Origin of the sequence: Rariglobus hedericola (assembly GCF_007559335.1) — a bacterium.
Classification (GTDB): domain Bacteria; phylum Verrucomicrobiota; class Verrucomicrobiia; order Opitutales; family Opitutaceae; genus Rariglobus; species Rariglobus hedericola.
The window spans coordinates 313494-329222 of record NZ_VMBG01000002.1 but is presented as its reverse complement, the minus strand read 5'-3'; the positions used below and the strand labels follow the sequence as shown (position 1 = coordinate 329222).

The 15729-nt window shown below is 58.6% G+C and carries 15 protein-coding genes; 5 read left to right on the top strand and 10 right to left on the bottom strand.

Annotated features, from left to right (window positions below; genetic code table 11):
- Positions 1 to 25 precede the first annotated feature (25 nt).
- Positions 26 to 784 carry a class I SAM-dependent methyltransferase gene (locus FPL22_RS11720; RefSeq protein ID WP_144230560.1) on the bottom strand — a complete coding sequence of 253 codons (759 nt, stop codon included), beginning with the start codon at positions 782 to 784 and terminating at the stop codon, positions 26 to 28.
- A 237-nt stretch (positions 785 to 1021) separates the two neighbouring features.
- The gene (locus tag FPL22_RS11715) at positions 1022 to 1954 is read right to left on the bottom strand and encodes a nucleotidyltransferase family protein (RefSeq protein ID WP_144230558.1); all 933 of its coding nucleotides are present in this window, start codon (positions 1952 to 1954) and stop codon (positions 1022 to 1024) included.
- Between the two features lie 106 nt (positions 1955 to 2060).
- Here FPL22_RS11715 and FPL22_RS11710 point away from each other — a divergent pair, with 106 nt between their 5' ends.
- Positions 2061 to 3443 (top strand): TAXI family TRAP transporter solute-binding subunit, encoded by a 1383-nt coding sequence (locus FPL22_RS11710; RefSeq protein ID WP_144230557.1) that lies wholly within the window; start codon positions 2061 to 2063, stop codon positions 3441 to 3443.
- Between the two features lie 34 nt (positions 3444 to 3477).
- Here FPL22_RS11710 and FPL22_RS11705 read toward each other — a convergent pair whose 3' ends face one another.
- From FPL22_RS11705 to FPL22_RS11690, 4 genes are read right to left on the bottom strand one after another with little or no spacing between them, the layout of a single operon-like run.
- Entirely contained in the window at positions 3478 to 4791 is a 1314-nt protein-coding gene (locus FPL22_RS11705) for a DUF2254 domain-containing protein (protein ID WP_144230555.1), read from the bottom strand.
- Positions 4792 to 4806: 15 nt separating this feature from the next.
- Positions 4807 to 7209, bottom strand: coding sequence for a glycoside hydrolase family 15 protein (locus FPL22_RS11700; protein WP_203235150.1), 2403 nt, complete (start codon positions 7207 to 7209; stop codon positions 4807 to 4809).
- A gap of 12 nt (positions 7210 to 7221) precedes the next feature.
- Positions 7222 to 8442, bottom strand: coding sequence for a calcium/proton exchanger (gene cax, locus FPL22_RS11695; protein ID WP_144230553.1), 1221 nt, complete (start codon positions 8440 to 8442; stop codon positions 7222 to 7224).
- A 16-nt stretch (positions 8443 to 8458) separates the two neighbouring features.
- Positions 8459 to 9241 carry a glucose 1-dehydrogenase gene (locus FPL22_RS11690; protein WP_144230551.1) on the bottom strand — a complete coding sequence of 261 codons (783 nt, stop codon included), beginning with the start codon at positions 9239 to 9241 and terminating at the stop codon, positions 8459 to 8461.
- A gap of 275 nt (positions 9242 to 9516) precedes the next feature.
- On the opposite strand from FPL22_RS11690, the gene FPL22_RS11685 reads away from it, so the two are divergent.
- The 4 genes from FPL22_RS11685 to FPL22_RS11670 all read left to right on the top strand — a co-directional run bounded on the left by FPL22_RS11685 (position 9517) and on the right by FPL22_RS11670 (position 13084).
- Positions 9517 to 10674 carry a tyrosine-type recombinase/integrase gene (locus tag FPL22_RS11685; protein ID WP_144230550.1) on the top strand — a complete coding sequence of 386 codons (1158 nt, stop codon included), beginning with the start codon at positions 9517 to 9519 and terminating at the stop codon, positions 10672 to 10674.
- A gap of 26 nt (positions 10675 to 10700) precedes the next feature.
- On the top strand, positions 10701 to 11642 hold the full coding sequence (locus FPL22_RS11680) for a hypothetical protein (protein WP_144230548.1): 942 nt from the start codon (positions 10701 to 10703) through the stop codon (positions 11640 to 11642).
- Between the two features lie 34 nt (positions 11643 to 11676).
- Positions 11677 to 12003 (top strand): hypothetical protein, encoded by a 327-nt coding sequence (locus tag FPL22_RS11675; RefSeq protein WP_203235149.1) that lies wholly within the window; start codon positions 11677 to 11679, stop codon positions 12001 to 12003.
- Positions 12004 to 12229: 226 nt separating this feature from the next.
- Positions 12230 to 13084, top strand: a complete 855-nt coding sequence (locus tag FPL22_RS11670; protein WP_144230546.1) for a hypothetical protein — start codon at positions 12230 to 12232, stop codon at positions 13082 to 13084.
- A 329-nt stretch (positions 13085 to 13413) separates the two neighbouring features.
- On the opposite strand, the gene FPL22_RS11665 is transcribed toward FPL22_RS11670, so the two are convergent.
- From FPL22_RS11665 to FPL22_RS11650, 4 genes are all read right to left on the bottom strand, one after another.
- Positions 13414 to 13851: a MauE/DoxX family redox-associated membrane protein gene (locus tag FPL22_RS11665; protein WP_144230545.1), complete on the bottom strand. Its 438-nt coding sequence runs from the start codon at positions 13849 to 13851 to the stop codon at positions 13414 to 13416.
- Complete coding sequence (locus FPL22_RS11660; protein WP_162525285.1) at positions 13848 to 14222, bottom strand: rhodanese-like domain-containing protein; 375 nt, start codon at positions 14220 to 14222, stop codon at positions 13848 to 13850. The genes FPL22_RS11665 and FPL22_RS11660 overlap by 4 nt, the downstream gene beginning before the upstream one ends.
- A 74-nt stretch (positions 14223 to 14296) precedes the next feature.
- Positions 14297 to 15016 (bottom strand): DUF1573 domain-containing protein, encoded by a 720-nt coding sequence (locus FPL22_RS11655; protein WP_162525284.1) that lies wholly within the window; start codon positions 15014 to 15016, stop codon positions 14297 to 14299.
- A 221-nt stretch (positions 15017 to 15237) separates the two neighbouring features.
- Positions 15238 to 15699: an RHS repeat protein gene (locus FPL22_RS11650; RefSeq protein ID WP_144230540.1), complete on the bottom strand. Its 462-nt coding sequence runs from the start codon at positions 15697 to 15699 to the stop codon at positions 15238 to 15240.
- Between the last annotated feature and the right edge of the window lie 30 nt (positions 15700 to 15729).

Genomic DNA, 15729 nt, shown 5'->3' with positions numbered 1-15729 from the left:
CGTCCAAACCCTGATGACGCCTGCCTCACAGGGCAAGCAGGCCATTTCTTGCAACCCGCCGCAAAACCAGCGTCGTGTCGCTGCCCCTGAAAAATTCGTAATCCACCGAAACCACCGACGACGCGATTCCCTCCCTCGCCAGATCCGCCCGCAACCGGCCGAGCTCTCGATACGGTTTTCCATCCGGTCCGCACACCGGATGGATGCGCACCTCATCCCGACTCACGCGCACCAGCTCCCGGCACGCCGCGAGATGAAATGCGTAATCGAACAACCGTTCATAAATAAACAACAGGTGCGCGCAGAGCACGACATCGAACGCCCCGTCGGCAAACGGCAGTCGCGGCAACGCTCCGCCCACATAACGGTTGTCCAAAAAACCCGCCTCATAATCCGCCAGGAATATCTCCGCCGCTGTCCGACGTTCGCGCTCCGCTTCATCCAGCGACGCGAAGGACTTTAGCCGGAAGATCTCCGGCTTCGCCCGCATCTGTCGCAACGTGCGCGCATAATCGAGCCGCACATGCGCCGACAGCGTTTCGGGCGAGCAGCCATACAAAGGATCAACCGCCGTGGCACGAATGCCACAGCGCGTTGCCTCGGCCGTGAAGGCCGACGGACCCGCCGCAACATCCAGCACGGCGCGCCCGCGCAGTGCGGCGACATCGAGCGGGAAAAACTTCGCATACTCGGCCAGAGAGCGGCCAAAGAACGCGACTGAAGACAATTCAAACGAAGGAGAAACGGACGATACGGAAACCGACGGAATCAAAAGGGAGTTCATGATGAGACAGAAAACGACGTGAGGCAGTTGCGGAGACGCGCCCGATTTCGGGCATGAAAAAACCCGGCTCGATTGAGTCGGGTTGCGGTTGGATGCGAGGGAGCGTTCAGACGCGCGTCACCATCGTCCAACCAGGCTCCGCCACCAACCGCGCACGGACAGCGCGAGCTTGGTGGACAACACGAAGAATTTCAGGCGGAGGGACATTTCCAATTACCAGTGTCGCGCCGCACGTCTTCAGGCAACAGGGAAAAGCTGCGCCGGGTAGTCGCCCCCGGCCACCAGCTCGGCCAGCGCCACCTGCACGCGCGGCTTGTCCTCACGATACGTGACACCAAACCAGCTCGCGCTCGTCGTGCGAACCTCGACCGTGGCCAAGCCTTCCGCCACTTGTTCGGACACCGCTTCGGGCAGATAAAATTCCGACTTCATCTCAGCACCACGCGCTTCGAGGAACGCTTCGAACTGTTCGTTAAGTCCCGTGAAGAACTCCGGCGTAAACGCCCAGCAGTTCATCGAGACGGTTTCTTCACCCGTGTATTTTTTTTCGGCGTCCGCATCGCCGGTTGCAGTGGCGGCGACTTCCTCGCGACGGATGCCGGTGTGCTCAACCACTTTTTCCAGATAACCATCGCCGCCCGTGGCACACACGCCACGCGACACCGCCCCGTTTTCCGACAACGTGTTTGCGAGCCGGTAGCCGATCATCGCGAAATTCGGCGCGGCATCCTCGATCTCCGTCGCTGCGCCCTCGCGCAAAAACAACGCCAGCTGCCGGAACGCATCGCGACCGAAAAAGTCGTCCGCCCCGATCACCGCAAACGGCTCCGTCACCGCATCGCGCGCACACCACACCGCATGGCCCGTGCCCCAGGGTTTCTCGCGCCCTTCCGGCACGGCGAAGCCCGGCGGCAGCGCATCAAGCGCTTGAAACACATAATCCACTTTCACTTTGTCCGCGTATTTCGCGGCGACCTGCGTGCGGAACGCCTCTTCGAATTCCTTGCGGATCACGAACACCACGCGCCCGAATCCTTCGCGGATCGCATCGAATACCGCGTAATCCAGAATCGTCTCACCCGAAGGCCCGACGGGATCGACTTGCTTCAAACCGCCGTAGCGGGAGCCCATGCCGGCGGCGAGAACGAGAAGAGTGGGAGCGGAACTCATGCGTCTTGTTGTGCGTGTCCGCATAAATCAGTCAACGAGCGCTTGGCGACGGTTGCTCCATTGCATCTTTTCACGCACCGGCCAACCTCGGCCCCGCGCCCACTCCATGGATACACCCAAAGCCAGAAAACGGTTTCCTCTCGTCACCACGCTGATCGACAACTTCGGCTTTAGCCCGGGTCTGGCGCTGGTCGTCTCCCTGTTTATCACCGGCCTTTGCGTGCTAGCCGTCATCTGGGTCGTCAAATCCGCCCCGCCGCGGAAACTTTACATAACCAGCGGACCTGAAGGCAGCTCCTTCCAACGCTGGGCCGGCGCCTACAAGGATGCGCTCGCCAAGCACGGCGTGACCCTCGAAGTCCTCCCTTCGTCCGGTTCGCTCAACAATCTCGACCGCATGCTCACCAAAGGCCCCAACGGCGAGATCGTGGACATCGGTTTCATTTCCGGCGGCATCGCCAAGGAGCAAAAGCTCGACGGCTTGATGTCGCTCGGAAGCGTCGGCTACCAGCCACTCTGGGTCTTCTACCGGGGCAACACAACCATCAGCCGCCTCTCGCAACTCGAAGGCCAACGCATCGCCATCGGCTCCACCGGCAGCGCCACCCGTGCCATCGTGCAAACGTTGCTCCAGGCCAACGGCATCTCCGGCGCGCCCACGGTTTTCAGCGATCTCGATTCCTCGTCCGCCGCCGAAGCATTACTCCAAGGGCAGCTCGATGCGGTTTTCCTCATGGGCGACTCCGCCTCGACGCAAACCCTGCGCAGCCTCGGGCGCGCCCCGGGCATCCAGTTGTTCACGTTCACGCAGGCCGACGCCTATGTGCGCCGCAATACCTTCCTCAATAAAATCTCCCTCCCGCAGGGCTCGCTCGATCTCGGCAAAAACCTGCCCGCGCAAGACGTCGTGCTCGTCGGTCCCGTCGTCGAGCTCGTCGCCCGCGAAGGCCTGCACTCCGCCCTCTCCGACTTGTTGCTCGATGTCGCCAAACAAGTTCACGGAAACGCCAGCCTGCTCCAGAAACGCGGTGATTTCCCCGTGCTCGTGGAGCATGATTTCCCGCTGAGCGACGACGCCGTGCGTTACTACAAATCCGGCAAAGGCATTCTCTACCGCGTCGTCAGTTCGTTCTGGGTGGCCAGCTTGCTCAACCGTCTGCTCGTCGCCGTCGTGCCCCTTATGTTGGTGGTGATTCCCGCGATCCGCCTCATGCCGGTCGCCTATCGTTTCCGCATCCAATTAAAACTCTATCGTTGTTACCGCCCGCTGTTGCGCGTGGAGCGCGAAACCTACGAGCCCCTCACGCCCGAACGCGTGCAGGAGCTACTGACTCAACTCGAAGAGATCGAAGTCGCCGTCAACCGCCTCAAAGTCCCCGCCTCCTTCGCCGACCGCTTTTACTGGCTCCGCCGACACCTGCTCTTCGTGCGCGAACGCGTGAAAAACCCCGGCTCAACCCCGGACACTGCTTCTGTCGGCGAAGGTTGATCGGCTTCACGCTCTCCATCTTGGCGGCGCGCCATCAGGCCAGCGCGAGATAGCCGCCCATTTTTTCGCGCAACAACGCGGTGAGTTGTTCGCGATCCAGCGCGTTTTTGATTTGTCCGGCATCTTCCGCGATCAGCCGCGCCTGCCGGATCAACGCCTCACGATCCGCAGGGCGGCGCACGTAGGGCAGCAGACTCGCCAGCGTGGAAACCAATGTGATCAACACCGCCGGACTGCCCGCGCCGTAATTGCGAATCTGGTCAAAGGACGTCGTCACCATTTCCTCGAAGGTAACCGGCCGCGCCACGACGCGGACCCGACCGTCCTTGTCGCGCCGCTCGGCCGACGGTTGATCGCGCTCCGCCGCCCCGCGTAGTGACGCGCCGATCCAGTCCACGCAGGTCAGCGCCGTGAACGGTTCGTTGATGCCGGGCGAAAGCGCATGCGCAGCAATCTCGACCAGTTGCTGCAACGAATACAGCGCGTCCTGATGCGGCGTGCGGTGCTCGCCGAGATTAAAACAACTGCACATCGCGCGATGAATTTCTTCGGTCGCTTTCACCTTCGGCAAAATCCGCAGCAGGCAGATTCCCTTGGTCACGAATTCGCCCGGGCGTTTCTCCAGTTTGATTTGCAGATCGTGCTGCGTCGCGAGCGCGATCAAGCGCCCGTCGTCCACGCGTTGCATGTAGCCATTTTCGTTGGCCTCGACCTGCTGCGCTTTCTCCCAATCCGCATCATCGGGAGCCGGCGTCGCACCCGCGTCCTCGCCGATGCGTTCGGGAAAAAGCAGCGGCAGCGTTACTTGGAAATCGCGTCCCACCGAGGCGATTAAGTTCTCCGCTTGGATGATCTGCGAAACGTGGTGGATGAAATAAATCAGAACTCCCAGCGCCGCCAGCGCCAGCAGCACGCCGACGTTGACCGCGATATACGGCACAAAAATCGCCTCCTCCACCGAACGCACCGTGCGCAACACCAACAGGCTGTAAACGAAGGTCGCAATAAAGACGCCCAGCGTGAACTGCACGCCGCGGTCCGAGGTGAAGTTGCGCAACACGCGCGGCCCGTAATGCGAGGACGTCTGCGCGAGCGTCGTGATCGTCAGCGAAAACACGATTGATACCACGGTCATCACCGAACCCGCCACGACCGCCAGCACACTCCGCGCACCTTGCGCCCCGCCCGACCAGATCCAGCCCATGTCGTGAATCCAGTCGGAGCCGAGATGATGGTCGAGCATCACCAAGCCGAGCGCGCCCACCGCCGCGAGCAACGCGATCACTGCGGGTAGAAACCAAAATGAATCGGCGAGCTTATCCCGGATTTTAATCAATTTTAGTTTCATGAAGATGATCTAACGTCAGCCGCCAGATGTCGTGATCTTCACGGTGAAGTTTCTCCCTTCCCATTTCTCCGCCCATTGAAACGTGAAAACGATGGCAGCATCCGCCGGTAATTTCTGGGTCGGCAGATCGATCCAGTGGCAGCCGAAGCCCGTATCCTGGGAGTCGTTGTCGTTAACGGTTGCCCAGTTGTCGGCACTCCAACGCACCTTCGCGGGCGCGGCGGTGATGACGCGCAATGTTTTGCCCGCGGCGATCGACTGGAGCTGATGCATGAAGGTCCACATCTCCATCCGGCTTTCAGTCTTCTTGATGGCGTAGCGTTGATACACGGGCTCGGGGCGATCGAAGGGCACGCCGTCGGTCCGGCTGCGGGCGAGTGCGATGTATTCGGCATGCGACCAACAGAGTGGCATGGCCGAACCACTGGGCCGGCCGAGCTTCATGCGGCCATCGGGAAGATCCGCGTCGTCCCACAATTGCTCGGGCAACATGCCGCCTTCGTTGGAGAAACGAGACATCGCTTCAAGGAACGGCAGCGCGTCGCGCCCCGCGGCCAGTTCGTAGTGTCCGCGCTCGCCCGTGAGCAGCGGCCAGGTGCGGCCTTCACCCGTGCCGTCGTAAGCGCTACCGTCGGCTTTCTGCCCGTAACCGTCGTGGTTGTAGCGTCGCCAGCACGGCCCTTGCGGCAGATCGCGTTTGAGCACCGCGTCGATCACCTCCAGCGAATCGACGATCAATGGATCGTTCGCCGCGCGCACGCCGAGCCGCACCAGTTGCAAAAAATCTCCGCCTACAATGTTGCGCGCACGGTGCGAGCCGCCGCCATTCGCGACCGTGATCGTCGCGGTATCCGGCACGGGCGAGACCAGCGGATTCGCCGGCTCGGCAGGCGTGATACGAATGTAGTGGCGCGGTTTACCCGGAACGAGTTCACCGCAGGAAGTCGCGGTCCATTCCTCGACGTGGCCGGCCAGCCAGTCGGCATATTCGAGTAGAAACTTTTCCGCGACCGTATCGTTGCGCGCGTGGGCAAAATCCGCCGCGCACACGATTCCCGCGATGATTGAAGCGAGCGTCGAAGGGGAATAGCCGGCGTTTTCCTCCCACCGTTCTTGTCCGGTAACCGGTCCGTTTTGAATCAGGAAGAGCGCGGCGCGCGTCACCAGTGTCCACGGGTCGAACTGCCGCAGCGCATCTTCGCGGCGTAGGTGCCAGGCGAGCAGGATCGGCGCGGCCACTTCGTCGAGTTGGATACCGGTCCAAAACGCTTCGCCACGGATCGAGGAGTTTTGCGGCAGACAACCGTCGGTGTCCTGAATGGACGCGAGCCAGACGAGCGCGCGCAGGGCGGATTCGGATTCACCGCAGGCCAGCAACGCGGTCGCGGTGTGAACCATGTCGCGAGTCCACACGAGGTGGTAGCCTCCGCGGTCGCTGTCGTCCTTCGTCTCGCCCCACGGGATGCTCAGCGAGGCGACGAAGGCGCCTTGAAACAGTTTATCCTCATGCGCGAGCAGCACGCAGTGGCTCAGGCGGATCAACGACGCGAGCTCCTCCGAATAACCCGTGCCGTCGGTGTCGGCGTGTTTGCGTTTCCACTGGGCGACAAACTTTTCGCGTTGTTGCGCAAACGGCGTGGCCATCGCCTGCAAAAAAAGCGTCGAGGCGGTTTGCGCATCGAAACCGAACGCGACCGCGAGGGTGAATTCGAGTCCGCCGGAGAGATCCACTTCACCGAGCACGGCAATGTTACCGTCCTCGGCGGATTCGAACTCCCAGTCCATTTTGAAATTATCCATCAAGTCCCGCCAACCATCGCTCGTGCCGGCGAAGCCCACCGAGCGCCGCGTAAAATCAGGTGTGCAGCCGAGCATCAGATGGATCGGATCGCGCCAGGCGTGGATGAGTTTCCGTCCACCGGCCTCGTGCAGTCGGGCCGAGTTATTTTTCCCCGTGCCGTTGAGGTGCGGAGCGAGCAACACGTAGATGCGCAGCTTCCCGCGCAGCGAAGGATCAGAGATTTCAACGCGGGTCTGGATGAGCAGAGCCGATGAGTGCGGCTCCACGATAATTTCCTTGATGATACGGTAGCGACCGGTCGGCTCGCTGTTGGTGAGACGGTAAAGCAGCGTGTTCCTCTCGGGGTATTCCACCTTGTGATCGAGATCGCGCTTCTCCTCGTGACAGAAGGTTTCGCCATCGGTGATCAGGAACTGGAGATCGCGCGTGTTCGGCGTATCGACGTGCGGAAAATAGAGTTCGTTGACGATGCCGTGACTGAGCGTGAACCACACCTGCGCGCCCGTTGAATAGGCGGTGCCGACGCCGTCCTTGGCGCTCGAAGTCCAGCGCGGCTCAATCCCGGGCGCACCCGGAGCGGAGCGTTGAGAGGCAGGCATGGCGTCAGGATTATTCATGGGAAAACGCGGTTAGCGCGCGGGAATGGGCGCGGTGGAATTTGTTTCCGACGCGGGATTAAACGCGCTCCCTGCGGCTGGCGCAAGCGAGTCGGACGCGCTTTGCACGTGGGCCGGCTCGGGCAGGAAGAAAAAGAGAATGGCGAGGATCACGTAGACCGAGAGGAGCTGCACGCCTTCGAGCCAGTTGCACTCACCATCGCCACTGATCTCGGTGACGATCCAGACGGACAACGCGACGGCGGCGATTTCCGGCAGCGTAAATTCCAGCGTCATCGGCTGGCCGAAAAGGTAGGACGCGAATACGAGCACGGGCGCCACGAAGAGGGCGATTTGCAGACTCGATCCGATGGCGATGCCGAGGCTGAGATCGGTTTTGTTTTTAAGCGCCATCATCACCGCGGTGGAGTGCTCGGCGGCGTTGCCGATAACCGCCACGATGATCACGCCTACGAATACTTCGGTGAGGCCGAGTTGTTCGCGGGCCGCCTCGACGGAGCCGACCAAAAACTCGCTCATAAATGCAACCAGGGTTGTCGCCATCAGCAGGATGGTGACGGCTTTCGTGACGGACCATGCGGCATCTTTTTCCTCCGCGTGTCCGGCGGCTTCGGCTCCGGTGAACAGTTTCTTGTGGGTGAAGAGCGAAAAAATCAGCCAGAAGATATAGGTGATGAAGAGCACCACCGCGATGGCGAGGGAAAGACTCTGCTCGGCTTGAGGCGTCCAGCCACCGGGCTGGCGGTCGGACGCGAGGTGGAAGACCGTGGGAATGATCAGCCCGATGGCCGCGAGGCTGAGTGAAGTGGCTGAAATGCGTGCGGCCGTTTGGTTGAACGTCTGGCGGTTAAACCGCATGCCGCCCGCCAGCATCGACGCGCCGAGCACGAGGAGAATGTTACCGATGATCGAGCCGGTGAGAGAGGCCTTCACCACGCCGGTCAGGCCTTTCGAAAGCGCCATCAGCGCGATGATCAATTCAGCGGCGTTGCCAAACGTAGCGTTGAGCAGACTGCCGAGGCCCTGGCCGGCGCGCGCGCTGAGATGCTCGGTTGCGCGGCCCATCCAACCGGCGAGCGGAATGATCGCGAGGCCGGTGATGATGAAAAGCAGCGTGTCGTTTCTCCACGCGGAAACATAGCGGAGGGCGAACGAAACGGGCACGGCCAGCAGCAGCCAGTCGAGCGGCCTGAAAATGCCGGACCAGCCGGAGGTGTTGGTTTGGGCAGACATCGTTTAAATTCCCGCATCAACCGCCATTCGCGAAGTCCGGATAATCGGTCATACCTCCATCGACGACGATGGTGCGTCCGGTGAGGTAGGACGCGGTGTCCGAGACCAGCACGACGACCAGGTCGGCGATCTCTTTCGGTTCACCGATGCGGTTGAGCGGGATTTTTTTGAGTAGATCTTTGAGCCCTTTGGGATTGTCCCACACGTCGCGGTTGATCGGCGTGCGGATCGCACCGGGGGCGATCGCGAGCACGCGCACACCGTGGGGCGCGGCCTCCTGCGCGAGCGTTTTGGTTAGCATGCCGACCGCGGCCTTGCTGGATGCATAGGCGCTATAACCCGACCACGCGATTTCCTCGTGCACCGAACTGACGTTGAGCACAACGCCGCTTTTTTGCGGCACCATACGTTTCAATGCTTCGCTCGCGCAGTGGAAGGCGCCGAACAGATTCACCTCGATCACCTTTTTCCAAGCGGGGAAATCGGCTTCCCAGCCGAGCGCGCGTTCGCCGTCCATGCCGGCGTTGTTGATGAGGATGTCGATGCCGCCCCACGCTTCGTCCATCTGGTGAAAGAGAGCGACGACGGCGGCGGGATCGGAGACATCGGCCTCGAGCGCGAGGGCTTTGCCGCCGCGTTTTTTGATGGCGCGGACGATGGCCTCGGCGGACTTCGGATGCGTGCGATAAGTCAGCGCGACTTTCGCCCCGGCGGCGGCCAGAGCCTTGGCAATGGCGCTCCCGATTCCTGAGCTGCCACCGGTGACGAGAACGCGTTTACCTTTAAGAGTGATATTCATGGTGGCGGAGAATCATGGCTTGGCTGTGCAAAACCATGACGGACGCGCATTACGCGATGCGGTTCCCCTCCGTTCTCATCCCCGCCGTCCAAACGCAAAAAAGCCCGCTGGTTTTTAGACCAACGGGCTTTCTAAATTGGTGTCCCCACGGGGATTCGAACCCCGGTCTCGACGGAGCGCATTGAGGCATAAGCACTTCTGTTACCATAAAAGGACTTACGATTTTGCCGGACATCGCCGGATAAGCCCGTCATTCTTAGCCTCATTCTTAGATTATGGCCTCTGTTTGGAAGCATCCTGAAAGCCGCTACTGGGTCGCCTGCTACACCGACGACGGCGGGCGGCAGCGCAAGCGCTCCACCAAGCTTACCGACCGGGGCAAGGCTCTCCAGATGGCTCAAAAGTTTGAGGGGGCTTACCGCACCAAATTGACCGAGGCGCAGGCTCGCAAGGTCATCTCCGACATCTTTACCGACATCCACGGCGACAAGCTCAACCACTCTTCCGTGACGGCCTTCATGAAGGCATGGCTGGAGGGCAAGCGGGTCGAGACCAGCAAGGGTTCCCACAAGCGTTACGAAAACGCCGTCGACAAGCTGCTGGCATTTTTGGGCGAGCGGGCGGAACGCGATATCGCCTACATCACCAAGAAGGATCTCACGGACCTCCGGGATGCGACCGCGAAAACGCTGTCGATATCTACCGCCAACACGGACCTTAAAATCCTGCGTATCGCCTTTAAGCAGGCAGTCACGGATGGGCTGCGACTCGACAACCCCGGAGCGGCCGTGAGCGTGCTCGAAGACCGCAAGGACGCGGACGCGCCCGAGCGGCGTCCCTTCACCATGGAGGAAATCGAAAAGCTCCTCGCCGTCGCCAAAGGCGAATGGCGTGGCCTGATTTTGGGCGGCCTTTATCTTGGCCAGCGACTCGGCGATCTGGCTAACTTGACCGGTCGGAAGGTCGATATGAAGGAAGGTCTGGTTTCATTCCGTTCTCAAAAGACCGGACGTGACATGGTGATTCCGATTGCCGCGCCTCTTCTGGCGGAACTGAAGAAGCACTATCCGAGTAACCTCGACGCACCGATCTTCCCCAAGGCGCACGAGAGCAAGCGTGACTCAGACGGTGAGTCGCGCCGCTTGTCGGCGGAGTTTCATGCTCTGCTGGTGAAGGCCAAACTCGCTGAGGAGCGTTCCAAAATTAAAAATACCGGACGAGGCCACTCGGTTAAGCGCACGGTTAGTCCTTTGTCTTTTCACAGCCTGCGACACACCGCGACCAGCATGCTCAAGCGTGCCGGCGTGCCTGAATCGGTGGTGCGTGATATCATCGGACACGAAAGCGAAATCGTGAGCCGGAACTACACCCACACGGACGACGAAACCAAGCGTCAGGCGGTTAGCCGTCTACCTGGCATTGGCGGCGCATAGGGCCCGATCCATCAGCAATCAACACCATGCAAAATCCGTTCATACCAAGACGGCATGTCAGCGCCAAACCGAGCCGGTATGACATGCTGCAAATTGCTTTGGCCGGGCGAACCGATGGGTTCTTGGCGATTGCCGGAAAAAGAACTTTGACCCGGCTTCCTAATTTCTGGAACGCACGTCATAAAGAGCCCGAACGCAAAACTTCCAAGGATGCAACTACGGCAAGGGCTGAGCTGTTTAGGTCGCTGGAAAATATGAGGCGTTCGCCCAATCCCCGGTCGCAGCATTTAAAAACCTGCAAGCTCATGGCCGACTGTGCGGCAGTCGTTCTGGCTGAAGCGAAGGCTGGTGACAGCGCCTCCGTGAACGTGCTTTTCAACCTCGTGACAGAAATTTTAAGAGAAATCCAAACGGCATCCGGGAACGAAGCTTTCGGAAAGGCCATCAGGCGTTATGCGCATGCCCACGTGAACTTTCCTGTATTGTTGGGAAACACTACCGAATCGCTCAAATCCGCCAAAGGCTACATGGCCGACATAGGCGTCGGGCAATCATCCGGACTGCTTTTTAGAATTAATCCCAAGGGTAAAACCGCTGACGCCACCTCGGTAGGAACTTATGCGTATCTGGCGCTTTCGATAATCGAATACTTCGAGATGATCCGAACAATGGTCATTCACATTCCAAATTCGAGCTCAGTTCCGGATGCAGAACTTAAAAGAGTCGATTTAAGCCGCCAGACGTATGACCGCATCCGCAAACTCCGTTCTATCTCTTCAGAAAATTGGGATGAATGGTATAGGCTGTCGGCCGACTTTTTGAAGGAGCGCTACGGAACGCTCAAGGAGGCCTGCGGCGTGCTAGGCAACGCGGTGTTTTCTCACAATCCGTCTTCACAACTCAGGAAGGCATTCAAATCGGTCGTCGGCAAAGCTCAACCTATCCGATCCCCCGGCATCGGTTCGTAGGTGGTGATCAAGGTTCTGTGGTTTGATCACGGCGATGAAAACGTCGCCGAATCTAAACTACGTCGGGGTCGTCGCCGAGAGCCGCGACAGCTTTGACCGCCCTGAATGGATCCGCCTGCCCAAGGCGGGAGTGAAATGTCCTTACACGGGACTTTCACGCACTACTTTGAACGAGTTATGCCTGCCCTGCGCGGCCAATGATTTTCGTCCGGTCATCCGTAGCGCGGTCGTCAAACGCCGTGGTGCTCTCCGTGGCGTTCGCCTTATCAACGTCGATTCTTTGTTCGCTCACCTGAACCACCTTGCCGATCAGGCAACGGCGGAAACCCACGAATGCCGCGACGCTGACAACCAAGCGTAATGGGCGGCTGTGCTTTGATAACCTGTTTTACGTCGTTTTTTGGCACCTGAAGACCGCCCGTATGCCTTGCGATAAAACTGGCCTGAAGACGAGTCGCCGGTTTCTTGCAATCGCGACTCCCGTGGCTGGATTCAGCCACATTGCTACGCCTTCGGGGTGGGAACTGAAGGAGTGGAAACAAACGTCGGAAAAGGGGCCCGGCATAATGTGCTTCGCCCTAAGCACGATGAACGAAACCATCACCGTCAGGGGATCTGCACTGGTGGTCACCTCGGTGGAGGTCAATTGGTCACGATTGCTGCATAATGGACACCACGGTTTCCTCATCAAAAGTCAGCAGGAGATCGATGCCGCTTGGGATCTGATGATCGCTAAACTCAACGAGATATCCCGATGCCTGGATGCCGTGGATACATTCAAGGTGACCTCCATTGAGCTGGGATGGAATTTCCTTCACAGCTTGGACGATTTTACGAACCGTGCTCGCTTATCTAAGCATGACTGGGTGCATGCAGATCCCGGGAAAGGGCCGTTCCGACAACTTGTCTTCAGGGGCTCTGAATTCCAGCTCAGCCTTTACGATAAGAAATCGTTCCTAAGAAAATGCCGGGAGATCGACCAAGGTTACGAGGATGTGATGCGTGTTGAGGCTACCCTTTCCGGGAGGAAATTGTCGGAAGTTACTGGACTCTCAAAAACACCGATATCACGTCTTTCTTTTTCAGACATGTGCCAATGGTTACGCGAGTGCATGGCGCCTCTCAGCCATTCGAAAGCAGTGACATACAGCCCCGGAAACACGCTAGATGTTTTGGCTCACATTTGTGCCCATAATGATTCGCAAGGCTTGGATTTGGATGGAATTAAGCATGTCGACTTCGTTGCGAAAAATATGACGCCGCGAACTGCGTCTCGATTTCGCAAGGCGGTTAGAACCAAAGTTCAATTCAACGCTGGTCGTTTTTCGTGGCGTAATTTGTTTCCCGACGATGGCTGGCCCTCGGCGGTCGAACTGTCCCCCAGTGGGCTTTTGGTAGATGGTGTGATTTTCCCTAAGCTCAGTCCGCGAGGAACGGAATAAGGTGTGACGGCTAGCATAAAATCAGGGTCGGTTCAGGACATAGGGCACCGTCCCTGTCGTATGATTGCGATCCGGTTTGCTTACGGTATTAAAAAGCGGAGGTCCGGGCTGAAGCGTAGCGCCAGACCTGACCTCCGCGCCGGAGCGCCTGGCTTCGGTGGCGTGTCGCGTGACGAAGCTTTGGGGTGAGCCGAAGGCCAGCCCAAAGCCTAAGGCACCGACACGACAAGCGGTGCGTATGCACCGCGCCCGAAGACATGGCAGCGCAGGCGTGCCGCTCACCTGTCACCATTCTTACAGCGCAGATACAAGGAATTCACTCCGACGGCTTAACTGCTACGATCTAACTCGACAGATTTAAGTGACCGCACGACCAGTGCGAGATCAAGGGCCGCTACAGCCGCCAATAGTGCCGCGCGCAGACATGCCCATGCCACTGTTGTTTGTGTGGAAGTGCCAAAGCATCCGCATGTCACGTCAATGCCACGCCACCAAGTGATGGCTAAAATCATACTGAAGCCCGTGAACAGAAGGGCTGAAACCATCAAGGCCCCAACTCGTGAGCCTGATATCCACAATGCTACCGCAACAGTGAGTTCGAGCCACGGTAGATAGTGGGACAATCCCACAGCCACCGGCCAAGGCACCAGATTGAAGCCCATGATGGATTCGGCAAACGCCGCCGGATTGAGCACCTTGATTGCACCGGCCCATGCGAGCACACCTCCGATCATCGCACATAAAATCAGGTGGATTATGCGCTTCATTGTCCGGCCTCCGGATACTGCATGCGCCAAGCATCCCAGCCGCCGTTGAGCACATAGACGGTTGTGAAACCGAGTTCGGATTTCAGCCGTGCGGCCACTTCGCGACTAGCCCCACAACCATGGCCATCGCAATACACCACGACCCTCAACTCTGGTTTCCATACCTGCAAAACAGCCTCCACTTGGGAATCCCATACGGCGGACGCGAGGTTTCGCGCATCAGGGATGTGCCCCTTTTCAAAAATCTCGGGCGCCCGTGCATCAATCCACAAAACCTCCCGCTTCGGCCATGCTGCGACCGTTGCCAGCGACACTTCGCCTCTATGCTGGCGATCCCACTCGGGCTTTCTCGGATGCAACCAAGCGGACATCAGCGCCGGGACAAGCGCAACCAACACCAATAGGCACGCCGTAGAGATCCCAGAGTTTCGAGAAGCGGGCCTACTCATCGCACTACGCCGAATACGCTATACGTCGTCTTGTGACCGTTGACCTCGGTGAAGACTTCCACCTTCGTCGTCGAAGGCAGATCGAGGGATTTGGGGGTCAGCGTCAGCGTCCATAGACCCGCTTCGGACCCCGGCTTGAGTTCAGCGGAGAGCGCGTCACTCACAGGCTTTACTTCAAGAATACGCACGGGCTTTTCGCCAAGTTGCTTGATTTCGATGGTGCGCGGCACGATGCCATCAGCCTTTACCCAACGCACCAAACGCGGAACCAAGGATACGACTGGCTTGATGTCCACGCGTAACCGAAGCGAGACAGGCGCAACCCCGGCTTCATTGGTCGTCACGGTGATCTGCGCCGATTGCGGCCCCACCCGGTCACCCGGAGTATAAACGACCTTAACCACATCCCCCCCTCCTGCAGGGATCGCCTTGGTTTTCACCGTCGGCTCCGAGCAGCCACAGCTGGATTTGAGTTCTGTAATGGTCACGGGCTCGCTGCTCTCGTTTTTAAACGGAAACTCCATGATCAACTGCCCCGAGCCTGACTCTACAGTATAATCCAACGACGATTTTTCCCACGTCAGCGCGAATAGCGATGGCCCTATACCCAACATCAGGGCGATGACGGTCCATAGTCTCCAACGATGACTCACCACGGACAAATCACTGAAATAGCGGCTCATTGTTTGGGTTTTGCTAAAAGTAATGCGATTCACGTCCATTAGGCTGGAGTAAAAGCATCTGGCAAACTCGCTGGCCGAAACCAGCTAGCTGGGATGCACGAATGGGATCGCCGGTATAAACTCAATAGGACGTTTAGCTCAGCCAGTCGGCCAACTCGTAGCTCAGCAGTTTCAAGTGTATACAACGCCCACTGAGACAGGAGGTAGCGGTAGAGTCGAATCGACGCAGGCATTGGTGAGCTGTCTATACGCTATCACCTTGTCGTGATGTAGCCTTCGTGGTCGGTCATGCGAATGAGAGCTTTGCCATTTGGGTCGTAGGTATATTCCCACAATAAAATAAGTCCCGCTTCGTCAATATCGGTAACCTTCATCAGGCGACCATCTTCGCCATACGAATATCGCCTCTTTATCTCCCCATGACCATCTGGTCCGGTCACTTTTTCTTCTAAAAGAACCCCATCAGCATCTACGATACTATTAGTGCCCAATGATTGGCCAGGAATCGGAATGGACGCCTGAGATGAGTCAGGCTTCGTTTTCCCGATTTCCTGCTTCGGCACACCCTGATTGGTGACTGGGACCGGTGCCTCCTCCTTTGCAGCCGTAACAACAGAGTGAGGTTTTTCAGCCTGCGACTTTTGTTTTTGCGGCCACAGTCCCCACACCGCGAGCAATACGAGACACAACAAGATAACTGCTAATAGTTTCTTCATAAAAGTCACGTAGTGGCGCTTAGAATTTAA

Coding starts and splice junctions, on each gene's coding strand:
- FPL22_RS11720 (WP_144230560.1), bottom strand. CDS start 784: ATGAACTCCCTTTTGATTCCGTCGGTTTCCGTATCGTCCGTTTCTCCT.
- FPL22_RS11715 (WP_144230558.1), bottom strand. CDS start 1,954: ATGAGTTCCGCTCCCACTCTTCTCGTTCTCGCCGCCGGCATGGGCTCC.
- FPL22_RS11710 (WP_144230557.1), top strand. CDS start 2,061: ATGGATACACCCAAAGCCAGAAAACGGTTTCCTCTCGTCACCACGCTG.
- FPL22_RS11705 (WP_144230555.1), bottom strand. CDS start 4,791: ATGAAACTAAAATTGATTAAAATCCGGGATAAGCTCGCCGATTCATTT.
- FPL22_RS11700 (WP_203235150.1), bottom strand. CDS start 7,209: ATGAATAATCCTGACGCCATGCCTGCCTCTCAACGCTCCGCTCCGGGT.
- cax (WP_144230553.1), bottom strand. CDS start 8,442: ATGTCTGCCCAAACCAACACCTCCGGCTGGTCCGGCATTTTCAGGCCG.
- FPL22_RS11690 (WP_144230551.1), bottom strand. CDS start 9,241: ATGAATATCACTCTTAAAGGTAAACGCGTTCTCGTCACCGGTGGCAGC.
- FPL22_RS11685 (WP_144230550.1), top strand. CDS start 9,517: ATGGCCTCTGTTTGGAAGCATCCTGAAAGCCGCTACTGGGTCGCCTGC.
- FPL22_RS11680 (WP_144230548.1), top strand. CDS start 10,701: ATGCAAAATCCGTTCATACCAAGACGGCATGTCAGCGCCAAACCGAGC.
- FPL22_RS11675 (WP_203235149.1), top strand. CDS start 11,677: ATGAAAACGTCGCCGAATCTAAACTACGTCGGGGTCGTCGCCGAGAGC.
- FPL22_RS11670 (WP_144230546.1), top strand. CDS start 12,230: ATGAACGAAACCATCACCGTCAGGGGATCTGCACTGGTGGTCACCTCG.
- FPL22_RS11665 (WP_144230545.1), bottom strand. CDS start 13,851: ATGAAGCGCATAATCCACCTGATTTTATGTGCGATGATCGGAGGTGTG.
- FPL22_RS11660 (WP_162525285.1), bottom strand. CDS start 14,222: ATGTCCGCTTGGTTGCATCCGAGAAAGCCCGAGTGGGATCGCCAGCAT.
- FPL22_RS11650 (WP_144230540.1), bottom strand. CDS start 15,699: ATGAAGAAACTATTAGCAGTTATCTTGTTGTGTCTCGTATTGCTCGCG.